Genomic DNA, 17,345 nt, shown 5'->3' with positions numbered 1-17,345 from the left:
CCTGAAAGGACATACTATGACGGAACGCCCCTATTGGATCGCGGTAGGCATCGTGGGTTGGGGAGCCATCGTGCTGTACAAATCGGCCGAGCTTCCTCAATTCGACCAACATGCGCATATCGGCCCCGGCTTTATGTCGACTGCCGTGGGCGTGGGCTTGGTGGTGCTTGGCCTGATGCTGGCCTTGCAAATCCGCAGGGGCGTTTCGTTTGAAGAACAAGGTGCCGAAGATATCAGTGACACCCACAGCGTATCGTACAAGGCGCTGGGCCTCACGGCACTGGCCTGCGCGCTGCCGATGCTGACCATGCCGAAACTTGGCTTCGTGATCACCTGCACCGGCTGCTTCGTGCTGATCGCCGCGGCTTTCAAATCAAACCGCTGGGCGCTGAACGCAGTGCTCGGCTTCGGCTTCTCATTGCTATGCTGGTGGTTGTTCAGCAAACTTGGCGTGCAGTTGGGCGGCTTGTTGCCCGTGTGGGGGAAATAAGCGATGGACCCGATCTCTGGTTTGATGAATGGCTTTGCCATCGCCCTACAGCCGCAAAACCTTATGTGGGCGTTCTTTGGCACCTTTATGGGCACCGCAATTGGCGTGTTGCCTGGCATTGGCCCGGCGCTGACCATCGCGCTTTTGCTGCCCGTCACGGTTTATATAGAGCCCACCGCCGCCTTCATTATGTTCGCAGGCATCTTTTACGGCGCGATGTATGGCGGCTCCACCACCTCGATATTGCTGAACACCCCCGGCGAAAGCGGCTCTATGATGACCGCGCTCGAGGGCAACAAAATGGCGCAACAGGGCAGGGGAGCGGCCGCCCTTTGCACCGCAGCCATCGGCTCTTTCGTGGCAGGCACCATCGGCACCTTGGGAATAACCTTCCTTGCGCCGCCAATCGCCGAACTCGCCTTCATCTTCCGCCCGCAAGATTATTTCGCGCTGATGCTGCTGGCATTCTTGTCGGTTTCAGTCGTCATGGGCTCCTCCAAAGTCCGCGGTTTCATCGCGCTGTTCATCGGTCTTTCGCTCGGCGTGATCGGCATTGATAAGCAAACCGGTATGCAACGCCTGACCTTCGGCGTCCCCGATCTGATGGACGGGGTAGAGATGACCGTGGTGCTGGTTTCGCTGTTCGCCATCGGCGAGACGCTGTATGTCGCCAGCCGCTACGGTCAGACCAAACCGATGCTGAACCCGCTGTCGGGCGGCATGTGGATGACCAAAGAAGATTGGAAACGCTCATGGAAACCGTGGCTGCGCGGCACCTTGCTTGGCTTTCCAATTGGCGCACTGCCCGCAGGCGGGGCTGAGATTCCGACGTTTCTATCTTACACACTCGAACGCAAGCTGACCAAACATCCCGAAGAATTCGGCCATGGCGCGATTGAAGGCGTCGCTGGTCCAGAGGCCGCGAATAACGCCGCCGCCGCAGGGGTGCTGGTGCCATTGCTCACCCTTGGCCTGCCAACTTCGGCCACCGCCGCCATCCTGCTCGCGGCGTTTCAAAATTACGGTCTGCAGCCGGGGCCACTGTTGTTCATCAACTCCGGTGATCTGGTTTGGGCGCTGATCGCCTCGCTTTATGTCGGCAACGTCATGCTGCTTATCCTCAACCTGCCGCTCGCGGGTCTGTGGGTCCGCCTGCTGTTCATCCCGCGCCCCTATCTTTACGCGGGCATCCTGATCTTCTCGCTGGTCGGCATCTGGGGCGTCTCAAACTCTTGGGTTGATCTTGCGATGATGTTTAGCGTCGGTCTGCTTGGCTATGTCATGCGCGTTTACGACTTCCCCATCGCCCCGGTGCTGATCGGCCTGATCCTTGGCCCGATGGCTGAGTTGCAACTGCGCCGCGCTTTGGCGATGGGGCAGGGCGATCCGCTTATCCTCGTTTCCACCCCAATGTCTGCCGTTCTGGTTGGCATCGCCTTCCTGATCGTGCTGGTTCCCGCCGCTTTGCACTGGCGTCGCACCCGCAAAATATCTGTCTGACGATCCCGCCACCGCCTAAGGCATGGCTAAAGAACAACCGTCCTACCTGGCGCTTTCGGCGCCGGGATTGGAAGTTACAACCAAGTGGAGCCGCACATGACCGACACCTCTTACTTCCGCGCCGATGAGCTGACGGACTATGCAGCCGCGATGTTTCGCTCTGCCGGAATGACCGATGCCGATGCGGCCCTGATCGCCGCCGATCTCGTCAAAGCCAACCTGCGCGGCGTTGACAGCCACGGGATTAGCCGTATTCCAATGTATCTCGACCGCCTGCGTCAAGGTCTGGTCAACCCGCGCCCCGAGGTCAAAATCAATCGCGTTGCCGGGGCCGTAGCGCATGTCGATGGCGACAACGGCATGGGTTTCATTCCCAGCCATATCGCGATGGACACCGCTTGCGACATTGCGGCCGAGATGGGCATTGGCCTCGTCGGCGTGCATCGATCCACCCATTTCGGCATGGGAGCGTGCTATGCCCTGCGCGCAATAGAACGCGGTTATATCTCAATGATATTTACCAATTCCTCGCCCGCGATTGCGATGTGGGGTGGCCGTACCAGCTTTCTCGGTGCCAGCCCGATTGCGGCAGGTATCCCCGGCGGCAAACATGCGCCCTATGTCATGGATATGGCGATGACGGTGATCGCGCGCGGCAAAATCCGCCTCGCCGCGATGAAGGGCGATCCGATCCCCGAAGGGCTGGCGCTGGATATTGATGGCAACCCGACCACCGATGCAGCGAAGGCGTTTGAGGGCGTTTGCCTGCCATTCGGCGGCGTCAAAGGCTCGGTCCTCGGCACGCTGATGGACCTTATGTCGGGCGTGTTGACGGGCGCGAACTTCGGCGGCGATGTGAAAAGCCTGTATTTCGATAGTTCCGAGCCGCAAAACGTCGGTCATTTGTTCTTCGCCATCCGCCCCGATCTGTTTATGTCGCTGACAGATTTCAGCGCCCGCATGGACACCTTCTACGAACGCATAAAAGACCTTCCCCGCGCGGCTGGGTGTGATGAAATCATGCTCCCCGGTGAACCCGAACAACGCCGCGAAGATCAACGCCTGCGCGACGGTATTCCCGTCACCGCCAACGTGGCGGCTGACCTTGTAGCAGAGGGACACACAGCTGGCGTTGCCTTTCCCGTCGGCCAATCCGTACCGCTGACGGCAGCAAAATGAACCGCCTCTCCGCCCATATCGGCTACCTCTACACCGACTTGCTGTTGGCCGACCGCGTCGCAGCCGCCGCTCGCGATGGCTTCAGCGCCGTAGAACACCCCGAACCTTGGGCAATCCCCGCAAGCGAAATGGCGCAACGCCTAACCGACCTAGACCTCACCTTCTCGCAAGTCACCACAGGCATGGGCGACCCCGCACGCCAAGAAAAGGGTTTAGCCGCACTCCCCAATCGCACCAATGATTTCCGCGCCGCCTTCGACCGAGCCCTAACCTACGCCGACACCATAAACTGTCCATTCATTCACCCAATGGCTGGCATTACCACCGCCCCCGAAGCCGCCGACACATACCAAGCCAACCTCACATGGGCGCTTGCCCAACTACAAAACACCAACCAACGCCTGCTGATCGAAGCCATCACCCTCCCCAACTACCACCTCGCCACCCTGCACCAAGCCGCTGCCATGCAAGACCAACTCCCCGAGATCGCCCTGCTGTTCGACACCTATCACGCCGCCACCCTCGGCCACGATCCCGCCGCATGGATCACCGAAAACCCCCACCGCATCGGCCATATCCACATCGCCGACCACCCCTGCCGCCATCAACCCGGCACCGGCACGCTCAACTTCCCCGCCATCCTGCAAGCCCTCTCCGCCGCCAACTACCAAGGCGCAATCGGCTTCGAATACTTGCCCACCACCCCAGACAGCACCCGCTTTTTACCCGCCTGGAAAGCCCAACTTTCCGCAGGAGCCTCCACATGACCCAAATTACCTCGATCAATCCCACCACCGGCGAAACCATCCGCAGCTTTGAACTGCAAGATGACGCAGCCATAGAATCCACCCTCGCCGCAGCCGCCAAAGCTCAGAAAGCCTGGGCGCAAGTCCCCCTATCCGAGCGTGTCAAAACCCTCCCCCGCATCGCCGCCGTCTTGCGCGAAAACAAAACCCGCTACGCCGAGATGATCGTGCGCGAAATGGGCAAGCCCATCACCGAAGCCGAAGCCGAGATTGAGAAATGCGCTTTCACCTGCGATTTCTACGCCGAACACGCCCCAATCTGGCTCGCCGATGAACCTATCGCCACCAACGCCTTCGAGACCGCCGTCGTGTTCGACCCGCTCGGCGTTGTCCTCGCGATCATGCCGTGGAACTACCCGTTCTGGCAGTATTTCCGCTTCGCCGCACCCGCGCTCGCCGCGGGCAACGGTGCCATACTGAAACACGCCAACAACGTCCCCGAATCCGCCCTCGCCGTGCAAGAAGCAATGGCGTTGGCAGGCGTTCCCACTGGCCTGACCGCTACCCTACTAATCGACAACTCCAAAATCGCCGCGATCATCGCCGATCCGCGCATCGCCGCCGTCACCCTGACAGGCTCCACCGAAGTAGGCTCCATCGTCGCCGCCCAAGCCGGGAAAGCCCTCAAAAAGCAAGTCCTGGAACTCGGCGGCTCTGACCCGTTCATCGTCCTCGCCGACGCTGACCTAGAGGCCGCCGCCGACACGGCAGTCAAAGCCCGCTACATCAACGTCGGCCAATCCTGCGTCAACGCCAAGCGTTTCATCGTCGAAGCCTCCGTCGCCGACCGCTTTACCGAACTGTTCGTCGCCAAAGCAGCCGCGCTAAAAATCGGTGACCCCATGCAGCGCGATACCAAAATCGGCCCAATGGCCCGCCTGAACCTACGCGCCACCCTGCACGACCAAGTCCAACGCTCGATTGCCGAAGGCGCGATCCTCCGCCTCGGCGGCACGCCCATTGACGGACCCGGCGCATACTACCCCCCCACCGTTTTAGACCACGTCACCGCCGGCATGACCGCCTTCCGCGAGGAAACCTTCGGCCCGGTCGCCGCCATCATCCGCGCCGATAACGCCGACCACGCCATAACCCTCGCCAACGACAGCGAATACGGCCTCGGCTGCGCGCTATGGACGACCGACCTCACCCGCGCTCGCGTCTTGTCCCGCCGCATAGAAGCCGGAGCGGTTTTCATCAACGGCATGACCGCCTCCGACCCGCGCTATCCGTTCGGCGGCATCAAACGCTCGGGCTACGGCCGCGAACTCGGCAGCTACGGCATCCGCGAATTTACCAACATCAAAACCGTCTGGATCGGACCCGCGACATGACCCAAGCCGCCATCCTGCGCCCCGCCGATCTGCCCAGCAACGACCGTGGCGGCGGAGCGCGCACCACGCCTTTAGTCACCCGCCGCTGTGGTTCCACCAGCCTGATCAACGGCATAACCGCCTTTGATCCGGGTGCCGCCATCGGTGTCCACTTTCACAACTGCGAAGAAAGCGTCATGGTGATCGAGGGCCAAGCCATTGCCGAAATCGACGGCATCCAGCATCACCTGAACACCCATGACACCACTTGGATTCCCGCCAACGTGCCGCACCGCTTCATCAATGCCAGCGGCAAGCCGATGCGGATTTTCTGGACCTACGCCACCGTCGATGCCACCCGCACCATGCAAGCCACCGGCGAAACCCGCACCATCGACGCGGAACACGGCCATGCAAACTAACCCGAGAAAGATAACCTATGCCAAGTCATGTCGTTGAAATCGCAGAAATAACCGTCACCGATCCCACCGCTTTCGAGGCAGGCGTCGCCATCGCCCGCCCGCATTTTCTGGCCGCCGAGGGCTGTCTCGGCCTGAAACTCCACCGCGTGATTGAGACCCGCGACACCTACCGCCTCATCGTGAAATGGCGGAGCATCGAAGATCACATGGTCACTTTCCGCCAGTCCGAGGCGTTCCAGCTTTGGCGCAACGCCGTCTCGCCTTATTTCGCAGCGCCACCCGTTGTGACCCATTCGCACGCCGTCGATCTGGACTAACCCCATGCCCCTGCCCAAGCTGCCAGTGCCAAATCTGCTGTTCCGCCAACTGATGACGGTAGCCCTCGGCCTCGTCGGCACCGGAGCGTTCTTGCTGCTGTCGCTCCCGCTGCCGTTCCTGTTTGGCCCAATGTTGGCCTGCCTGATTGGCGCGTTGATCGGTGCGCCATTGCAGGGTTTGGGGCAAATCTCGGTCGGTGCGCGCGCGGTTTTGGGCATTGCCATCGGCGCGGCTGTAACGCCCGCACTGGTGGCGCGTTTGCCGCAAATGCTGGCCTCTGTCTCACTCATTCCGATCTATATCTTCGTGATCGGTCTGATTGGTGTGCCGTTTTTTCGCAAGGTCTGCGGCTTTGACTCTGTTACGGCGTTTTACGCCGCAATGCCCGGCGGTGCTGCCGATATGACGATCTTTGGCGCGGAAGCCGGGGCGAATGTGCGGCAGCTGTCGCTGGTGCATGTCACCCGTCTGCTGGTGATTATGGTGGTCGCGCCAGTGGTTCTGGTGCAGGTTTACGGCGTTAGCCTGACGCATCCGGTCGGCGAACCCGCTGCGCAAATGGCGCTGTCACAGATGGCGCTGATGGTGGTGATTGGTCTTGTCGGCTGGAAAGGCGGTCTGAAAATTCGCCTGTTCGGGGCCGCTATCCTCGGCCCGCTGATCCTTGCCGCCATCTTTTCGCTCACCGATGTGCTGCATCAACGCCCCCCGCGTGAGGCTTTGCTTGCCGCCCAATTCCTAATCGGTCTGGGCATAGGCGTCAGCTATGTTGGCGTCACGATGCGAGAGCTGCGCGATACGGTGTTTGGCGGTGCTGCGTTTGTTGTGATCCTCGCCCTGCTCGCAGCGATTGCGACCGAGATCGTCACCCTCAGCGGCCTCGCCCCCCCGGTTGAAGGTTTCCTCGCCTTTATGCCCGGAGGTCAGGCCGAAATGTCGATGCTTGCCATCGTCACCGGGGCCGATCTTGGCTTTGTCATCGTGCATCACCTGACCCGGATTTTGGTCGTGATAATGGGGGCACCGATCCTGTTTCGCATCCTGAAATCACGCGAGGACCGCTGAGGTCAGCGCGGAACCAACATGCGAAAATATCCGTTGTCCAAGATCGAGACCGATCCTGCAACGGAGATTACCATGCCCGCAAAATCCAAAGCCCAACAAAAAGCCGCCGGAGCCGCATTATCCGCCAAGCGCGGCGAGACGCCGAAGAAGGAATTAAAAGGCGCGTCGAAGGGGATGTATGAAAGCATGACCGAGAAAGAGCTGGATGACCTCGCCTCCACTAAACGCAAAGAGCTGCCGTCGAAGGCAGATAAAGACGCGTAAATGTTGCAATTTAACAGCAGTAGGCGGGGTCGCCTAGCCGAGTAACCACGGCAAGCGATGCCGTTCAAACATTAATATATCCTTACCAGTAAATCATAAACTATTGATATAAAATGATAAAGCTTACCCTCCCAACTTGGGAGCCCCTATCTCCCAAATCCTATCTAACCCCTCCGTCCACCTCGCGATGATGTGCAAACTCCCCCATCCTCAAATAAGCTATAATCCTGCAAACACCTAACGCGCCTTTCGTGAAGGACCAGTCATGCCCCGATTACCAACCCGCCTCCTCGCAGCGATCACTCTGACCCTCGCCGCGACCCTGCTATTCCAACCGACCCCCACCTACGCCGACCAGGCCGTCACAATCCCCGCCCCCACGCTAGATGAGACAGCCTCCGGCACCCAAACCGCCATCCTCGCAGGCGGCTGTTTCTGGGGCGTGCAGGGCGTGTTTCAACATGTCAAAGGTGTCACCAGCGCCACCTCGGGCTACGCAGGCGGCAAGGCCAGCACGGCGCAATATGAAACTGTCGGCACCGGCACCACTGGCCACGCCGAGGCCGTCAAGATCGTCTATGATCCCAGCAAAATCAGCTATGGTCACCTGCTGCAAATCTACTTCTCGGTCGTTCACAACCCAACCGAGTTGAACCGCCAAGGCCCCGACACCGGCACGCAATACCGCTCCACCATCTTCCCCACCACCGCAGAGCAAGCCAAGATCGCCAAGGCTTATATCGCCCAACTCGATGCAGCGAAATCGTTTGGCCGCCCCATCGTCACGACGGTAGAGCCGGGTGCGAAGTTCTACAAAGCCGAGGATTACCACCAAGACTTCCTGACCCTGAACCCCGACTACCCCTATATCTTCGTCAACGATCTGGCCAAGGTCGCCGATCTGAAAACCCATTTTCCGAAGGACTACAAATCCACTCCGGTGCTGGTGATGAACTGACTGAACTACGACCCAAATATTGGCCCGGCGTCGCAGCGCCGTCCGTAACCCCACCGGGTTGAATTTAACGCGACTTGCGCCATACTCTCGCCGTATCCAATACCCTCGCCCTAACTGTTGCCAAAGTTGAGACCCGCCGCCTTCTGCCGGAGTGTCCTGATGCCACGCTCGACCGAGAGCCACCTGACCGCGATTGAAACCGCCATCGCGCGGGGCGAAGCGGCACGCTCGCCGGTGGTCGCCTCGTGGAGCCGTTCCGCCCGTCTGCACGGTCTCGATCCAACCCGCCCAAGCCACGCCGATCGGATGACCGCACAAGAACTTGCCGCCGCCCGTGATCGGATGGGGCCATTGATACGCGCCGCCGCCCCCAACCTTGATCGGCTGTTTCAAGCCGTCGGCGCGGTCGGCTGCTGCGTGCTTCTCGCCGATCTGGATGGCGTCCCGCTGGAACGTCGCGGCGCTGCGGTTGACGACTCGGTGTTCTCGGATTGGGGTCTATGGCCGGGCACCCGCTGGTCTGAGCAGCAGCAAGGCACCAACGGCATCGGCACCTGTCTGGTCGAAGAACGCGTGGTGACGATCCACCGCGATCAACATTTCCTTGCCTGCAACACCATTCTGTCCTGCATGAGCGCGCCGATCTACGGCCCTCAAGGCAAACTAGCCGGGGTGCTCGATGTCTCATCCGCGCGCAATGATCTCACCGAAGGTTTCATGGTGCTGATCAGCCAAACCGTCACCGAAACCGCGCAGAAGATTGAGGCGCAAGCCTTCCGCGACGCCTTCCCCAACGCCCGCATGGTGCTGGTTTCAGCCGACCGCGCCACCGGTGGCTTGCTGGCGGTCGATCACGATGACCTCGTCATCGGTGCCACTCGCGCCGCCCGTCATCATCTCGGTCTGACCGGCGACCTTGCCCGACACCCCCGCCCAACCGCCGATGTACTGGGCCATTTCGAGCATGAAACGCTGGAAGATGGCGAACGCGCCGTCCTAATGCGCGCCCTTGCCCGCGCTGGTGGTAACGTCTCAGCGGCGGCCCGCGATCTAGGCATCAGCCGTGCCACCTTCCACCGTAAGCTCGGGCCGCGATTGATCTAGCGCCCTCCGCCACGCAATTTGGTGTAAGTTTTCGCCTGACGTGTCGCAGCGCTGCGACAACTCGGGCAATCCGAGACTCCACCCTAATGACAAGCGGCATCCGAAAGGTGCAGCTTATTCGCAGTGCCGCGAGGAGGCGGCCGCACAGTCTGGGAGGACTAACAATGAATATGGTGGAGCATTTCCGCACCTCTAAATCGCCGTTCAAGGCGAGCTATGGCAACTTCATCGGCGGCAAATGGGTCGAGGCGAAGTCAGGCCGTACTTTCGACAATACCTCGCCAATCACCGGCGAAGTGATTTGCAAAATTCCCCGCTCCGAGTCGGCCGATATTGAGGCTGCACTTGATGCCGCCCATGCTGCGAAGACCGCATGGGGCAATTCCTCAGTCGCCACCCGCGCGGTGATCCTGAACAAAATCGCGGACGTGATGGAGCAAAACCTTTCCCTGCTGGCACTTGCCGAGACATGGGACAATGGTAAGCCGATCCGCGAAACCACCCACGCCGATCTACCCTTGGCTATCGACCACTTCCGTTATTTCGCAGGGGCGATCCGCGCGCAGGAAGGCTCGCTTTCCGAAATCGACCATGACACCGTCGCCTACCATTTCCACGAACCCCTCGGCGTTGTCGGCCAGATTATCCCGTGGAACTTCCCCCTACTGATGGCCGTCTGGAAACTTGCCCCCGCTTTGGCGGCTGGCAACTGCGTGGTGCTGAAACCCGCCGAGCAAACTCCGGCCTCCATCCTGATCTTCGCCGAGTTGATCGCCGATCTGCTGCCACCCGGCGTGCTGAACATCGTCAACGGCTTCGGTCTGGAAGCTGGCAAACCGCTCGCCTCCAGCAACCGTATCGCCAAGATCGCCTTCACCGGCGAGACCACCACTGGCCGCTTGATCATGCAATATGCCAGCCAAAACCTGATCCCGGTGACGCTGGAACTGGGCGGCAAATCTCCCAACATCTTCTTCAAAGACGTCTGCGCCGAGGATGACGACTACTTCGACAAAGCCATCGAAGGCTTCGTGATGTTCGCGCTGAACCAAGGCGAGGTTTGCACCTGCCCGAGCCGCGCTTTGATCCACGAGTCGATTTACGATCAGTTCATGGAAAAGGCGCTACAACGCGTGGCTGCGATCACCGCAGGCGACCCGCTCGACCCCACCACGATGATCGGCGCGCAGGCCTCGTCCGAACAGCTGGAAAAAATCCTGTCCTACATGGATATCGGCAAACAGGAAGGTGCGCAGGTTCTCGCGGGCGGCGGTCAGCGGCATATGGAGGGCGGCCTCGCGGGCGGCTTTTACATGCAGCCGACGGTGTTCAAGGGCAACAACAAGATGCGGGTGTTCCAAGAGGAAATCTTTGGGCCGGTGGTGTCCGTCACCACCTTCAAGGACGACGACGAGGCGCTTTCGATTGCCAATGACACCCTCTACGGTCTGGGCGCTGGCGTGTGGAGCCGTTCGGCCAACACGTCTTATCGCTTCGGTCGTGCCATCCAAGCTGGCCGGGTTTGGACTAACTGCTACCACGCCTACCCCGCCCACGCGGCGTTCGGCGGCTACAAACAGTCGGGTATCGGGCGTGAAAACCACAAGATGATGCTCGACCACTATCAGCAAACCAAGAACATGCTGGTCAGCTACTCGCCGAAAAAGCTAGGCTTCTTCTAAAGCGCCAATAGCGGGCGCGCACAAACCTCGCGCCCGCTTTCCAACCGGAGGCAGATATGACCGAAGTCCTGGATAAAGTCACCGCCACCCCAGCGGCTTTGCAACTGCTAGCCGAGATCGTCGCCGATCATGGCCCGGTGATGTTCCACCAATCGGGCGGTTGTTGTGATGGCTCCTCGCCGATGTGCTATCCGGTGGGCGATTTCATGCTCGGTGACCGCGATGTGAAGCTGGGTGAGATTGGCGGAATGCCGTTCTATATCTCGGGCAGCCAGTATGAGGTCTGGAAGCACACCAATCTGATCATCGACGCGATCAAAGGCCGGGGCGGTATGTTCAGCTTGGACAATGGCCGTGAACAGCGGTTTTTGACTCGGTCAGAGGTCTGCGCGATTTAAGGCGCAACGCTGCCCACTGTGGACGGATATTTTCTGCAAGCATATTCAAGCGATTAGATTTCACTTTAACGGTCTGTTAAGCTTTTAGTATTCCGCATTGCGCAAATTCCGCCAACCTGCCAAATCCCCATCCCCTTTCACTCAAACAAGTAAAGCTTGTCAATCCTGCACGTTTCTTGGTTTCACTTCCCGCCGCATCAGCGCAGGATGCACGAAATGTCTCAGGGGCGGTAAGCGATGCAAAACGGCGGGCAAGTTCTGGTGAAATCTCTGGTGGCACTGGGTGCGACCAAAGCCTTTGGCGTTCCTGGCGAAAGCTATCTCGCGGTGCTCGACGCGCTGCACGACACCCCGGGACAGCTTGATTTCGTGCTTTGCCGCAACGAAGGCGGTGCTGCGTTCATGGCTTCCGCCTATGGCAAGCTGACCGGAAATCCCGGCATTTGCATGGTGACGCGCGGCCCGGGTGCAACCAATGCCTCCATCGGCGTGCATACCGCGATGCAGGATTCTTCGCCGATGATCGTGTTTGTCGGCCAAGTTGGCACCGATATGAGGGGGCGTGAGGCTTTCCAAGAAGTCGATTATCGCGCGGTTTTTGGCACCTTGGCGAAGTGGGCCGTAGAGATTGACCGGGTGGAGCGTATCCCTGAAATCCTCGCCCGCGCTTGGGTGACCGCCACCACCGGCCGCCCCGGTCCGGTTGTCATCGCGCTGCCCGAAGATATGCTGACCAGCCTGACGGATGCTGCACCGCTGAGCAAGCCCGCGAAGATAGCCGAAGCCGCTCCCACACCTGAAACCATCGCCGAAACGCTATCCCTGCTTGCGAATGCGCAGCGTCCTTTGATCCTGATGGGCGGCACAAACTGGACAAATGCAGGCCGCAGCGCCTTGCAGCATTTTGCGGAGACCTCGGATATACCCGTGCTGGCGGCATTCCGCTATCAAGACCAGTTCGACAACTTTTCGCCAGTGTTTACTGGTGAAGCAGGCGTCGGAATGCTGCCCCATGCCAAGGCGCTGATCCGCGATGCCGATGTGATCCTTGCCATTAACGTACGGTTTGGTGAGATGACAACCGATGGCTACACCCTGCTTTCGGTGCCAAATGCTGCGCAGCATTTGATCCATGTGCATGGCTCTGATCGCGAGATTGGCAAGATCTATCAACCGGTTCTAGGCGTTCATTCAGGCCCGAGCGCCTTCGCCAGCGCGCTTACTCCGGTTAAAGGCGACTGGGCTGATTGGCGCAGCAATGCGCGCGCAGCATTCGAGGCCAGCTTTAGCGCACCCGCCCAACCCTCCCCGGTTGATATGGTCGCAGTAACAGCGCATCTGCGCGATATTCTGCCCGACGATGTGATCCTAACCAACGGTGCAGGTAATTTTACTGTGTGGCCGAATAAGTTTTTCAAATTCGGAAAAAAAGCCCGCCTCCTCGCCCCGCAATCAGGCGCGATGGGCTACGGCGTGCCTGCTGCGATTGCCGCCAAGGTGGCTTATCCGGCCCGCCGGGTGGTGTGTTTTGCGGGCGACGGCGATTTTCAGATGAACTGCCAAGAGCTCGCCACCGCCGCCCAAGCAGGCGCGCAACCGATCATTTTGATCGTCAATAATGGCATCTACGGCACCATTCGCGCCCATCAGGAACGGCATTATCCGGCGCGGGTTTCGGGCACGACGATGGTTAACCCAGACTTTGCAGCCCTCGCCCGTGCCTACGGTTTCTACGGCGAACGGGTTGAACGCACCGAGGATTTCGCCGCAGCATTTGACCGCGCCTTGGCATCGGATAGCGGCGCAGTGCTGGACCTAAACGTCTCGCCCGAAGCCATCACCCCGCGCCAAACCCTGACCCAAATGCGCGCCGCAGCCTTGGCCGAAAAGGCATGAAAGCGCCGATCCGTTTAGGCGCGGATATCGGCGGCACCTTCACCGATATCGCGCTTGAATGTCGCGGCCAGATGTTTTCGACCAAGGTGCTGACCAATTACGCAGCGCCTGAACAAGCGATCTTGGACGGCATCGACGTGGTGCTGGCCGAGGCCAAAATCACCCTCGCCGATCTGGATATCGTGATCCACGGCACCACTCTGGCGACCAATGCTTTGATCGAACGTCGTGGCGCGCGGACGGCCTTTGTAACGACCGAAGGCTTCCGCGATGTCATTGAAATGCGAACAGAAAACCGCTTCGCGCAGTATGATCTTAACATGGTTCTGCCCAAGCCACTGATCCCCCGGGAGGACCGTTTCGCGGTGCGTGGGCGCATCGGTGCGCAGGGTCAGGAATTGGCACCGCTAGACGAAACCGCCCTTGAACTTCTGGCCGATCGGATCGCCGCAGCAGGCTTCGGCGCGGTGGCGATCGGCTTTATCCACTCTTATATGAACCCAGCGCACGAGCGCCGCGCCCGTGAAATCATCGCCGCAAAAGTTGCGGTTCCGATCTCTATTTCCTGCGAAGTCTCGCCTCAAATGCGGGAGTTTGAACGCTTTAACACCGTCTGCGCCAATGCCTATGTCCGCCCGCAAATGGCCGATTATCTGATGCGCTTGCAGGCCCGGTTGGCAGCGTTGGGGGCGACCTGTCCGGTGTTTATGATCCACTCCGGCGGCGGTCTGATCAGCGTCGAAACCGCCTCGGAGTTTCCGGTGCGTTTGGTGGAAAGCGGTCCCGCAGGCGGTGCGATTTTCGCAGCCGATGTCGCGCAAAAGTTCGGGCTTAACCGCGTCGTTAGCTACGACATGGGCGGCACCACGGCGAAGATTTGCCTGATTGAAAATTATGCGCCGAAGACTGCGCGCAGCTTTGAAGTGGCCCGCACCTACCGTTTCGCCAAGGGCTCCGGCATGCCGATTTCCATTCCGGTGATTGAGATGATTGAGATCGGCGCGGGCGGTGGTTCACTGGCGTGGGTCGATGCGATGGGGCGTATTCAAACCGGGCCGGAGTCGGCGGGGTCAGAACCGGGACCAGCCTGCTATCAGCGTGGCGGGCTGCATCCGGCGATCACCGACGCCGATCTGGTGCTCGGCAAGTTGGATGCTGATAACTTCGCGGGCGGCGCAATTAAGCTTTCCACCGAGGCTGCGAACGCAGCAATTTCGCGCGATGTGGGCGACAAACTGGGCCTTGATGCCGCCGCTGCCGCCTTTGGCATCTGCGAGGTAGTCGATGAGAATATGGCCAATGCGGCTCGGGTTCATGCGGTCGAAAATGGCAAAAATATCTCGGACAATGTGATGATCGCTTTCGGCGGCGCTGCCCCGCTGCACGCCGCCCGTCTGTGCGAGAAGCTTGTTATAGATCAGTGCCTTATCCCGGTCGGCGCGGGCGTAGGTTCCGCTATCGGTTTCCTGAAAGCGCCGTTTGGCTATGAGGCTTTAGCCTCCAACATCCTGCGCTTGGCGGCGTTCAAAGCTGATGCGGTGAATGCGCTGATCGCAGGGTTGAAGGCCACGGCGGAGGGGTTTGTGCGCGCCGGAACCAACGCGTCCATCCAGTGCGAAATTACCGCTTTTATGCGCTATGTCGGGCAGGGGTGGGAGATTCCCGTGACCCTACCAGACCGTAACTTCACCGATGCCGACGCCGAAATGCTGCGCAGCAATTTCTGCGAAAACTACGCGCGTTTCTTCGGGCGGGCGATTGAGGGCCTCGACGGGTTGGAGATTGAAATCGTCACATGGTCGGTAAAGGCGCAAGATCAGCGTGTGAAACCGGAGCAGATCGCGCTCATCTCGGGTGAGGCGGAGGCTGCGCGCAAGCTTTCACGCCCGGTTTTCGATCCGTCCCGAGGTGAATTTATGAACACCGCTATCATAGACCGCAGCGATTTACACCTCGGAATGCGGGTGACTGGCCCCGCGATCATCGTCGAGCGCGAAACTTCCACCGTCGTCACCGCCCCTTTCGATGTAGTGATGCAAAGCGATGGCAGCTTGCTTTTAATCCGCAAGGGGGCCGCTAAATGACCGACCAAACCCGCGATATTCGGATGCAGGTGATGTGGAACCGCCTGATTTCGGTGGTTGAGGAACAGGCGCTTACCCTGCTGCGCACCGCGTTTTCGACATCGGTGCGCGAGGCGGGTGATCTGTCGGCGGGCGTTTTCGATCCGCAGGGTCGGATGCTGGCGCAGGCCGTCACTGGTACGCCGGGCCATGTTAACACGATGGCAGAAGCTGTGCTGCATTTCATCGCGGAAATCGGCCGCGATCAGATGAACGCGGGTGATACCTATGTGACCAACGACCCGTGGAAGGGCACTGGCCATCTGCATGATATCACTATGGTTTCTCCGTCGTTCTTGGGCGATCAACTCGTCGGTTTCTTCGCCTGCACCGCCCATGTTGTCGATGTTGGCGGCCGGGGTTTTGGCGCGGATGCGAAGTCGGTTTACGAAGAAGGCATTCAAATCCCGATCATGAAATTCGCTGACCGGGGCGTGGTGAATGCTGACCTCGTGCGGCTAATCCGCGCCAATGTGCGCGAGCCAAATCAGGTTGTGGGCGATTTCTACTCGCTCGCCGCCTGCAATGATGTCGGCCATCGCCGTCTGATTGCGATGATGCAGGAAATCGGCCTCTCGACCCTCGATGCCCTAGGTGACTTCATCTTCCACCGCACCCATACCGCGACTTTGGAGCGTATCCGCGCCCTGCCGCAAGGCACTTGGTCGAACGAACTTCTGACCGATGGTTATGATGCCCCCGTCAAACTGGTCGCCCAAGTTGAGATCAAAGGCGACCGCGTTAACGTCGATTTTGCGGGCAGCGATCCGGCCAGCCGCTACGGCATCAACGTGCCGATCATCTACACCAAAGCCTATGCCTGCTATGCGCTGAAATGCGTGATTGCACCGGATATCCCGAACAACTGGGCCTCGCTGGCTTTGTTTACCATATCCTCGCCCGAAAATATCCTGAACGCCGAACGTCCTGCGCCCGTCGCGGTGCGGCATGTGATCGGCCATATGGTACCCGATCTGGTGCTCGGCGCGTTGGCGAAAGCCTTGCCGGGGCAGGTGCTGGCCGAGGGCGCTGCGGCGCTGTGGAATATCCATATGTCGGTGCGCCCGGCTGCGGGTCAGCCGGGGCGGCGCGCGGAAATTCTGATGTTCAACTCCGGCGGCATGGGCGCGCGGCCCGGTCTGGATGGGCTGTCAGCGACCGCTTTTCCTTCGGGCGTGATGACGATGCCGATTGAGGCGACGGAACATACCGGGCCGATCGTGGTTTGGCGCAAGGAGCTGCGGCCCGACTCTGGCGGTGACGGCCAGTATCGCGGCGGCTTGGGGCAGATAATTGAGATTGAACCCGCGCCGGGGCATGAGTTTGACTTCTCGGCGATGTTTGATCGGGTTAACCATCCGGCGGCGGGGCGTGATGGTGGTGGGCCGGGGGCTGCGGGGATTGTGGCGCTGGACGATGGCACGCAGTTGAAGCCGAAAGGCTGGCAACATGTGCCGCAGGGGCGTCGGTTGATCCTTCATCTTCCCGGTGGCGGCGGTTACGGTGCGCCTGAATATCGCAGCGATGCTGTGCGGGCCGACGATCTGGCCAAGGGCTATGTGACGAGCGACGGGATGAGGAAAAAGCCATGAGTTATGTTGCAGATCGGTTGGCGGTGGTGAAACCCTCGGCCTCAATGGCGGTGTCGATGGCCGCCAAAGCCTTGCGCGCGCAGGGTGTCGATGTGATCGACCTTGGGCTTGGCGAGCCTGATTTTCCAACGCCCGCGCATGTGGTGGATGCCGCTTTCAAGGCCGCTGCGGCGGGGCAGACGCTTTATACCGCGTCGGCTGGCACGCAAGCTTTGCGGCAAGCGGTGGCGGATAA

At 60.0% G+C, this 17,345-nt stretch carries 16 protein-coding genes and 1 pseudogene; all 17 read left to right on the top strand.

Features of this window, described 5'->3' with window-relative positions:
- Window positions 1-16: 16 nt before the first annotated feature.
- Window positions 17-490 (top strand): tripartite tricarboxylate transporter TctB family protein, encoded by a 474-nt coding sequence (locus JWS10_RS18350; protein WP_299509244.1) that lies wholly within the window; start codon window positions 17-19, stop codon window positions 488-490.
- 3 nt (window positions 491-493) lie between these two features.
- On the top strand, window positions 494-1,990 hold the full coding sequence (locus JWS10_RS18345; protein WP_299476870.1) for a tripartite tricarboxylate transporter permease: 1,497 nt from the start codon (window positions 494-496) through the stop codon (window positions 1,988-1,990).
- Window positions 1,991-2,086: 96 nt separating this feature from the next.
- Entirely contained in the window at window positions 2,087-3,169 is a 1,083-nt protein-coding gene (locus JWS10_RS18340; RefSeq protein ID WP_299509243.1) for an Ldh family oxidoreductase, read from the top strand.
- Entirely contained in the window at window positions 3,166-3,936 is a 771-nt protein-coding gene (locus JWS10_RS18335; RefSeq protein WP_299509242.1) for a TIM barrel protein, read from the top strand. Before JWS10_RS18340 ends, JWS10_RS18335 begins: the two co-directional genes overlap by 4 nt.
- The gene (locus tag JWS10_RS18330) at window positions 3,933-5,309 is read left to right on the top strand and encodes an NAD-dependent succinate-semialdehyde dehydrogenase (RefSeq protein ID WP_299509241.1); all 1,377 of its coding nucleotides are present in this window, start codon (window positions 3,933-3,935) and stop codon (window positions 5,307-5,309) included. The genes JWS10_RS18335 and JWS10_RS18330 overlap by 4 nt, the downstream gene beginning before the upstream one ends.
- Window positions 5,306-5,710 carry a cupin domain-containing protein gene (locus JWS10_RS18325; protein WP_299509240.1) on the top strand — a complete coding sequence of 135 codons (405 nt, stop codon included), beginning with the start codon at window positions 5,306-5,308 and terminating at the stop codon, window positions 5,708-5,710. The genes JWS10_RS18330 and JWS10_RS18325 overlap by 4 nt, the downstream gene beginning before the upstream one ends.
- Before the next feature lie 17 nt (window positions 5,711-5,727).
- Entirely contained in the window at window positions 5,728-6,027 is a 300-nt protein-coding gene (locus JWS10_RS18320) for an antibiotic biosynthesis monooxygenase family protein (RefSeq protein WP_299509239.1), read from the top strand.
- Between the two features lie 4 nt (window positions 6,028-6,031).
- Window positions 6,032-7,093 (top strand): AbrB family transcriptional regulator, encoded by a 1,062-nt coding sequence (locus JWS10_RS18315; RefSeq protein WP_299509238.1) that lies wholly within the window; start codon window positions 6,032-6,034, stop codon window positions 7,091-7,093.
- Window positions 7,094-7,165: 72 nt separating this feature from the next.
- Window positions 7,166-7,357, top strand: coding sequence for a DUF3008 family protein (locus tag JWS10_RS18310; protein ID WP_299509237.1), 192 nt, complete (start codon window positions 7,166-7,168; stop codon window positions 7,355-7,357).
- Window positions 7,358-7,622: 265 nt separating this feature from the next.
- Window positions 7,623-8,315: a peptide-methionine (S)-S-oxide reductase MsrA gene (msrA, locus tag JWS10_RS18305; RefSeq protein WP_299509236.1), complete on the top strand. Its 693-nt coding sequence runs from the start codon at window positions 7,623-7,625 to the stop codon at window positions 8,313-8,315.
- A 159-nt stretch (window positions 8,316-8,474) separates the two neighbouring features.
- Window positions 8,475-9,419, top strand: coding sequence for a GAF domain-containing protein (locus JWS10_RS18300; RefSeq protein WP_299509235.1), 945 nt, complete (start codon window positions 8,475-8,477; stop codon window positions 9,417-9,419).
- Between the two features lie 164 nt (window positions 9,420-9,583).
- Window positions 9,584-11,101: an aldehyde dehydrogenase gene (adh, locus tag JWS10_RS18295; protein ID WP_299509234.1), complete on the top strand. Its 1,518-nt coding sequence runs from the start codon at window positions 9,584-9,586 to the stop codon at window positions 11,099-11,101.
- A 56-nt stretch (window positions 11,102-11,157) separates the two neighbouring features.
- Window positions 11,158-11,499 (top strand): DUF779 domain-containing protein, encoded by a 342-nt coding sequence (locus JWS10_RS18290; RefSeq protein ID WP_299509233.1) that lies wholly within the window; start codon window positions 11,158-11,160, stop codon window positions 11,497-11,499.
- Window positions 11,500-11,736: 237 nt separating this feature from the next.
- Window positions 11,737-13,395: a thiamine pyrophosphate-binding protein gene (locus JWS10_RS18285; protein ID WP_299509232.1), complete on the top strand. Its 1,659-nt coding sequence runs from the start codon at window positions 11,737-11,739 to the stop codon at window positions 13,393-13,395.
- A complete protein-coding gene (locus JWS10_RS18280) occupies window positions 13,392-15,479 on the top strand; it encodes a hydantoinase/oxoprolinase family protein (protein ID WP_299509231.1) in 2,088 nt (695 codons plus the stop codon). Before JWS10_RS18285 ends, JWS10_RS18280 begins: the two co-directional genes overlap by 4 nt.
- Window positions 15,476-17,110 carry a hydantoinase B/oxoprolinase family protein gene (locus JWS10_RS18275; protein ID WP_299509230.1) on the top strand — a complete coding sequence of 545 codons (1,635 nt, stop codon included), beginning with the start codon at window positions 15,476-15,478 and terminating at the stop codon, window positions 17,108-17,110. The genes JWS10_RS18280 and JWS10_RS18275 overlap by 4 nt, the downstream gene beginning before the upstream one ends.
- A pseudogene (locus JWS10_RS18270) lies at window positions 17,107-17,345 on the top strand (aspartate transaminase); the annotation flags it as partial. The gene JWS10_RS18275 and the pseudogene JWS10_RS18270, both read left to right, overlap by 4 nt.

It is taken from the genome of Cypionkella sp., from assembly GCF_028290025.1.
Classification (GTDB): Bacteria; Pseudomonadota; Alphaproteobacteria; order Rhodobacterales; family Rhodobacteraceae; genus Cypionkella.
The sequence above is the reverse complement of the archived record's forward strand: the minus strand, read 5'-3'. Positions and strand labels throughout refer to the sequence as shown.

Excerpts from the sequence above, each read along its gene's own strand:
- JWS10_RS18350 (WP_299509244.1), top strand. The coding sequence starts at position 17 with ATGACGGAACGCCCCTATTGGATCGCGGTAGGCATCGTGGGTTGGGGA.
- JWS10_RS18345 (WP_299476870.1), top strand. The coding sequence starts at position 494 with ATGGACCCGATCTCTGGTTTGATGAATGGCTTTGCCATCGCCCTACAG.
- JWS10_RS18340 (WP_299509243.1), top strand. The coding sequence starts at position 2,087 with ATGACCGACACCTCTTACTTCCGCGCCGATGAGCTGACGGACTATGCA.
- JWS10_RS18335 (WP_299509242.1), top strand. The coding sequence starts at position 3,166 with ATGAACCGCCTCTCCGCCCATATCGGCTACCTCTACACCGACTTGCTG.
- JWS10_RS18330 (WP_299509241.1), top strand. The coding sequence starts at position 3,933 with ATGACCCAAATTACCTCGATCAATCCCACCACCGGCGAAACCATCCGC.
- JWS10_RS18325 (WP_299509240.1), top strand. The coding sequence starts at position 5,306 with ATGACCCAAGCCGCCATCCTGCGCCCCGCCGATCTGCCCAGCAACGAC.
- JWS10_RS18320 (WP_299509239.1), top strand. The coding sequence starts at position 5,728 with ATGCCAAGTCATGTCGTTGAAATCGCAGAAATAACCGTCACCGATCCC.
- JWS10_RS18315 (WP_299509238.1), top strand. The coding sequence starts at position 6,032 with ATGCCCCTGCCCAAGCTGCCAGTGCCAAATCTGCTGTTCCGCCAACTG.
- JWS10_RS18310 (WP_299509237.1), top strand. The coding sequence starts at position 7,166 with ATGCCCGCAAAATCCAAAGCCCAACAAAAAGCCGCCGGAGCCGCATTA.
- msrA (WP_299509236.1), top strand. The coding sequence starts at position 7,623 with ATGCCCCGATTACCAACCCGCCTCCTCGCAGCGATCACTCTGACCCTC.
- JWS10_RS18300 (WP_299509235.1), top strand. The coding sequence starts at position 8,475 with ATGCCACGCTCGACCGAGAGCCACCTGACCGCGATTGAAACCGCCATC.
- adh (WP_299509234.1), top strand. The coding sequence starts at position 9,584 with ATGAATATGGTGGAGCATTTCCGCACCTCTAAATCGCCGTTCAAGGCG.
- JWS10_RS18290 (WP_299509233.1), top strand. The coding sequence starts at position 11,158 with ATGACCGAAGTCCTGGATAAAGTCACCGCCACCCCAGCGGCTTTGCAA.
- JWS10_RS18285 (WP_299509232.1), top strand. The coding sequence starts at position 11,737 with ATGCAAAACGGCGGGCAAGTTCTGGTGAAATCTCTGGTGGCACTGGGT.
- JWS10_RS18280 (WP_299509231.1), top strand. The coding sequence starts at position 13,392 with ATGAAAGCGCCGATCCGTTTAGGCGCGGATATCGGCGGCACCTTCACC.
- JWS10_RS18275 (WP_299509230.1), top strand. The coding sequence starts at position 15,476 with ATGACCGACCAAACCCGCGATATTCGGATGCAGGTGATGTGGAACCGC.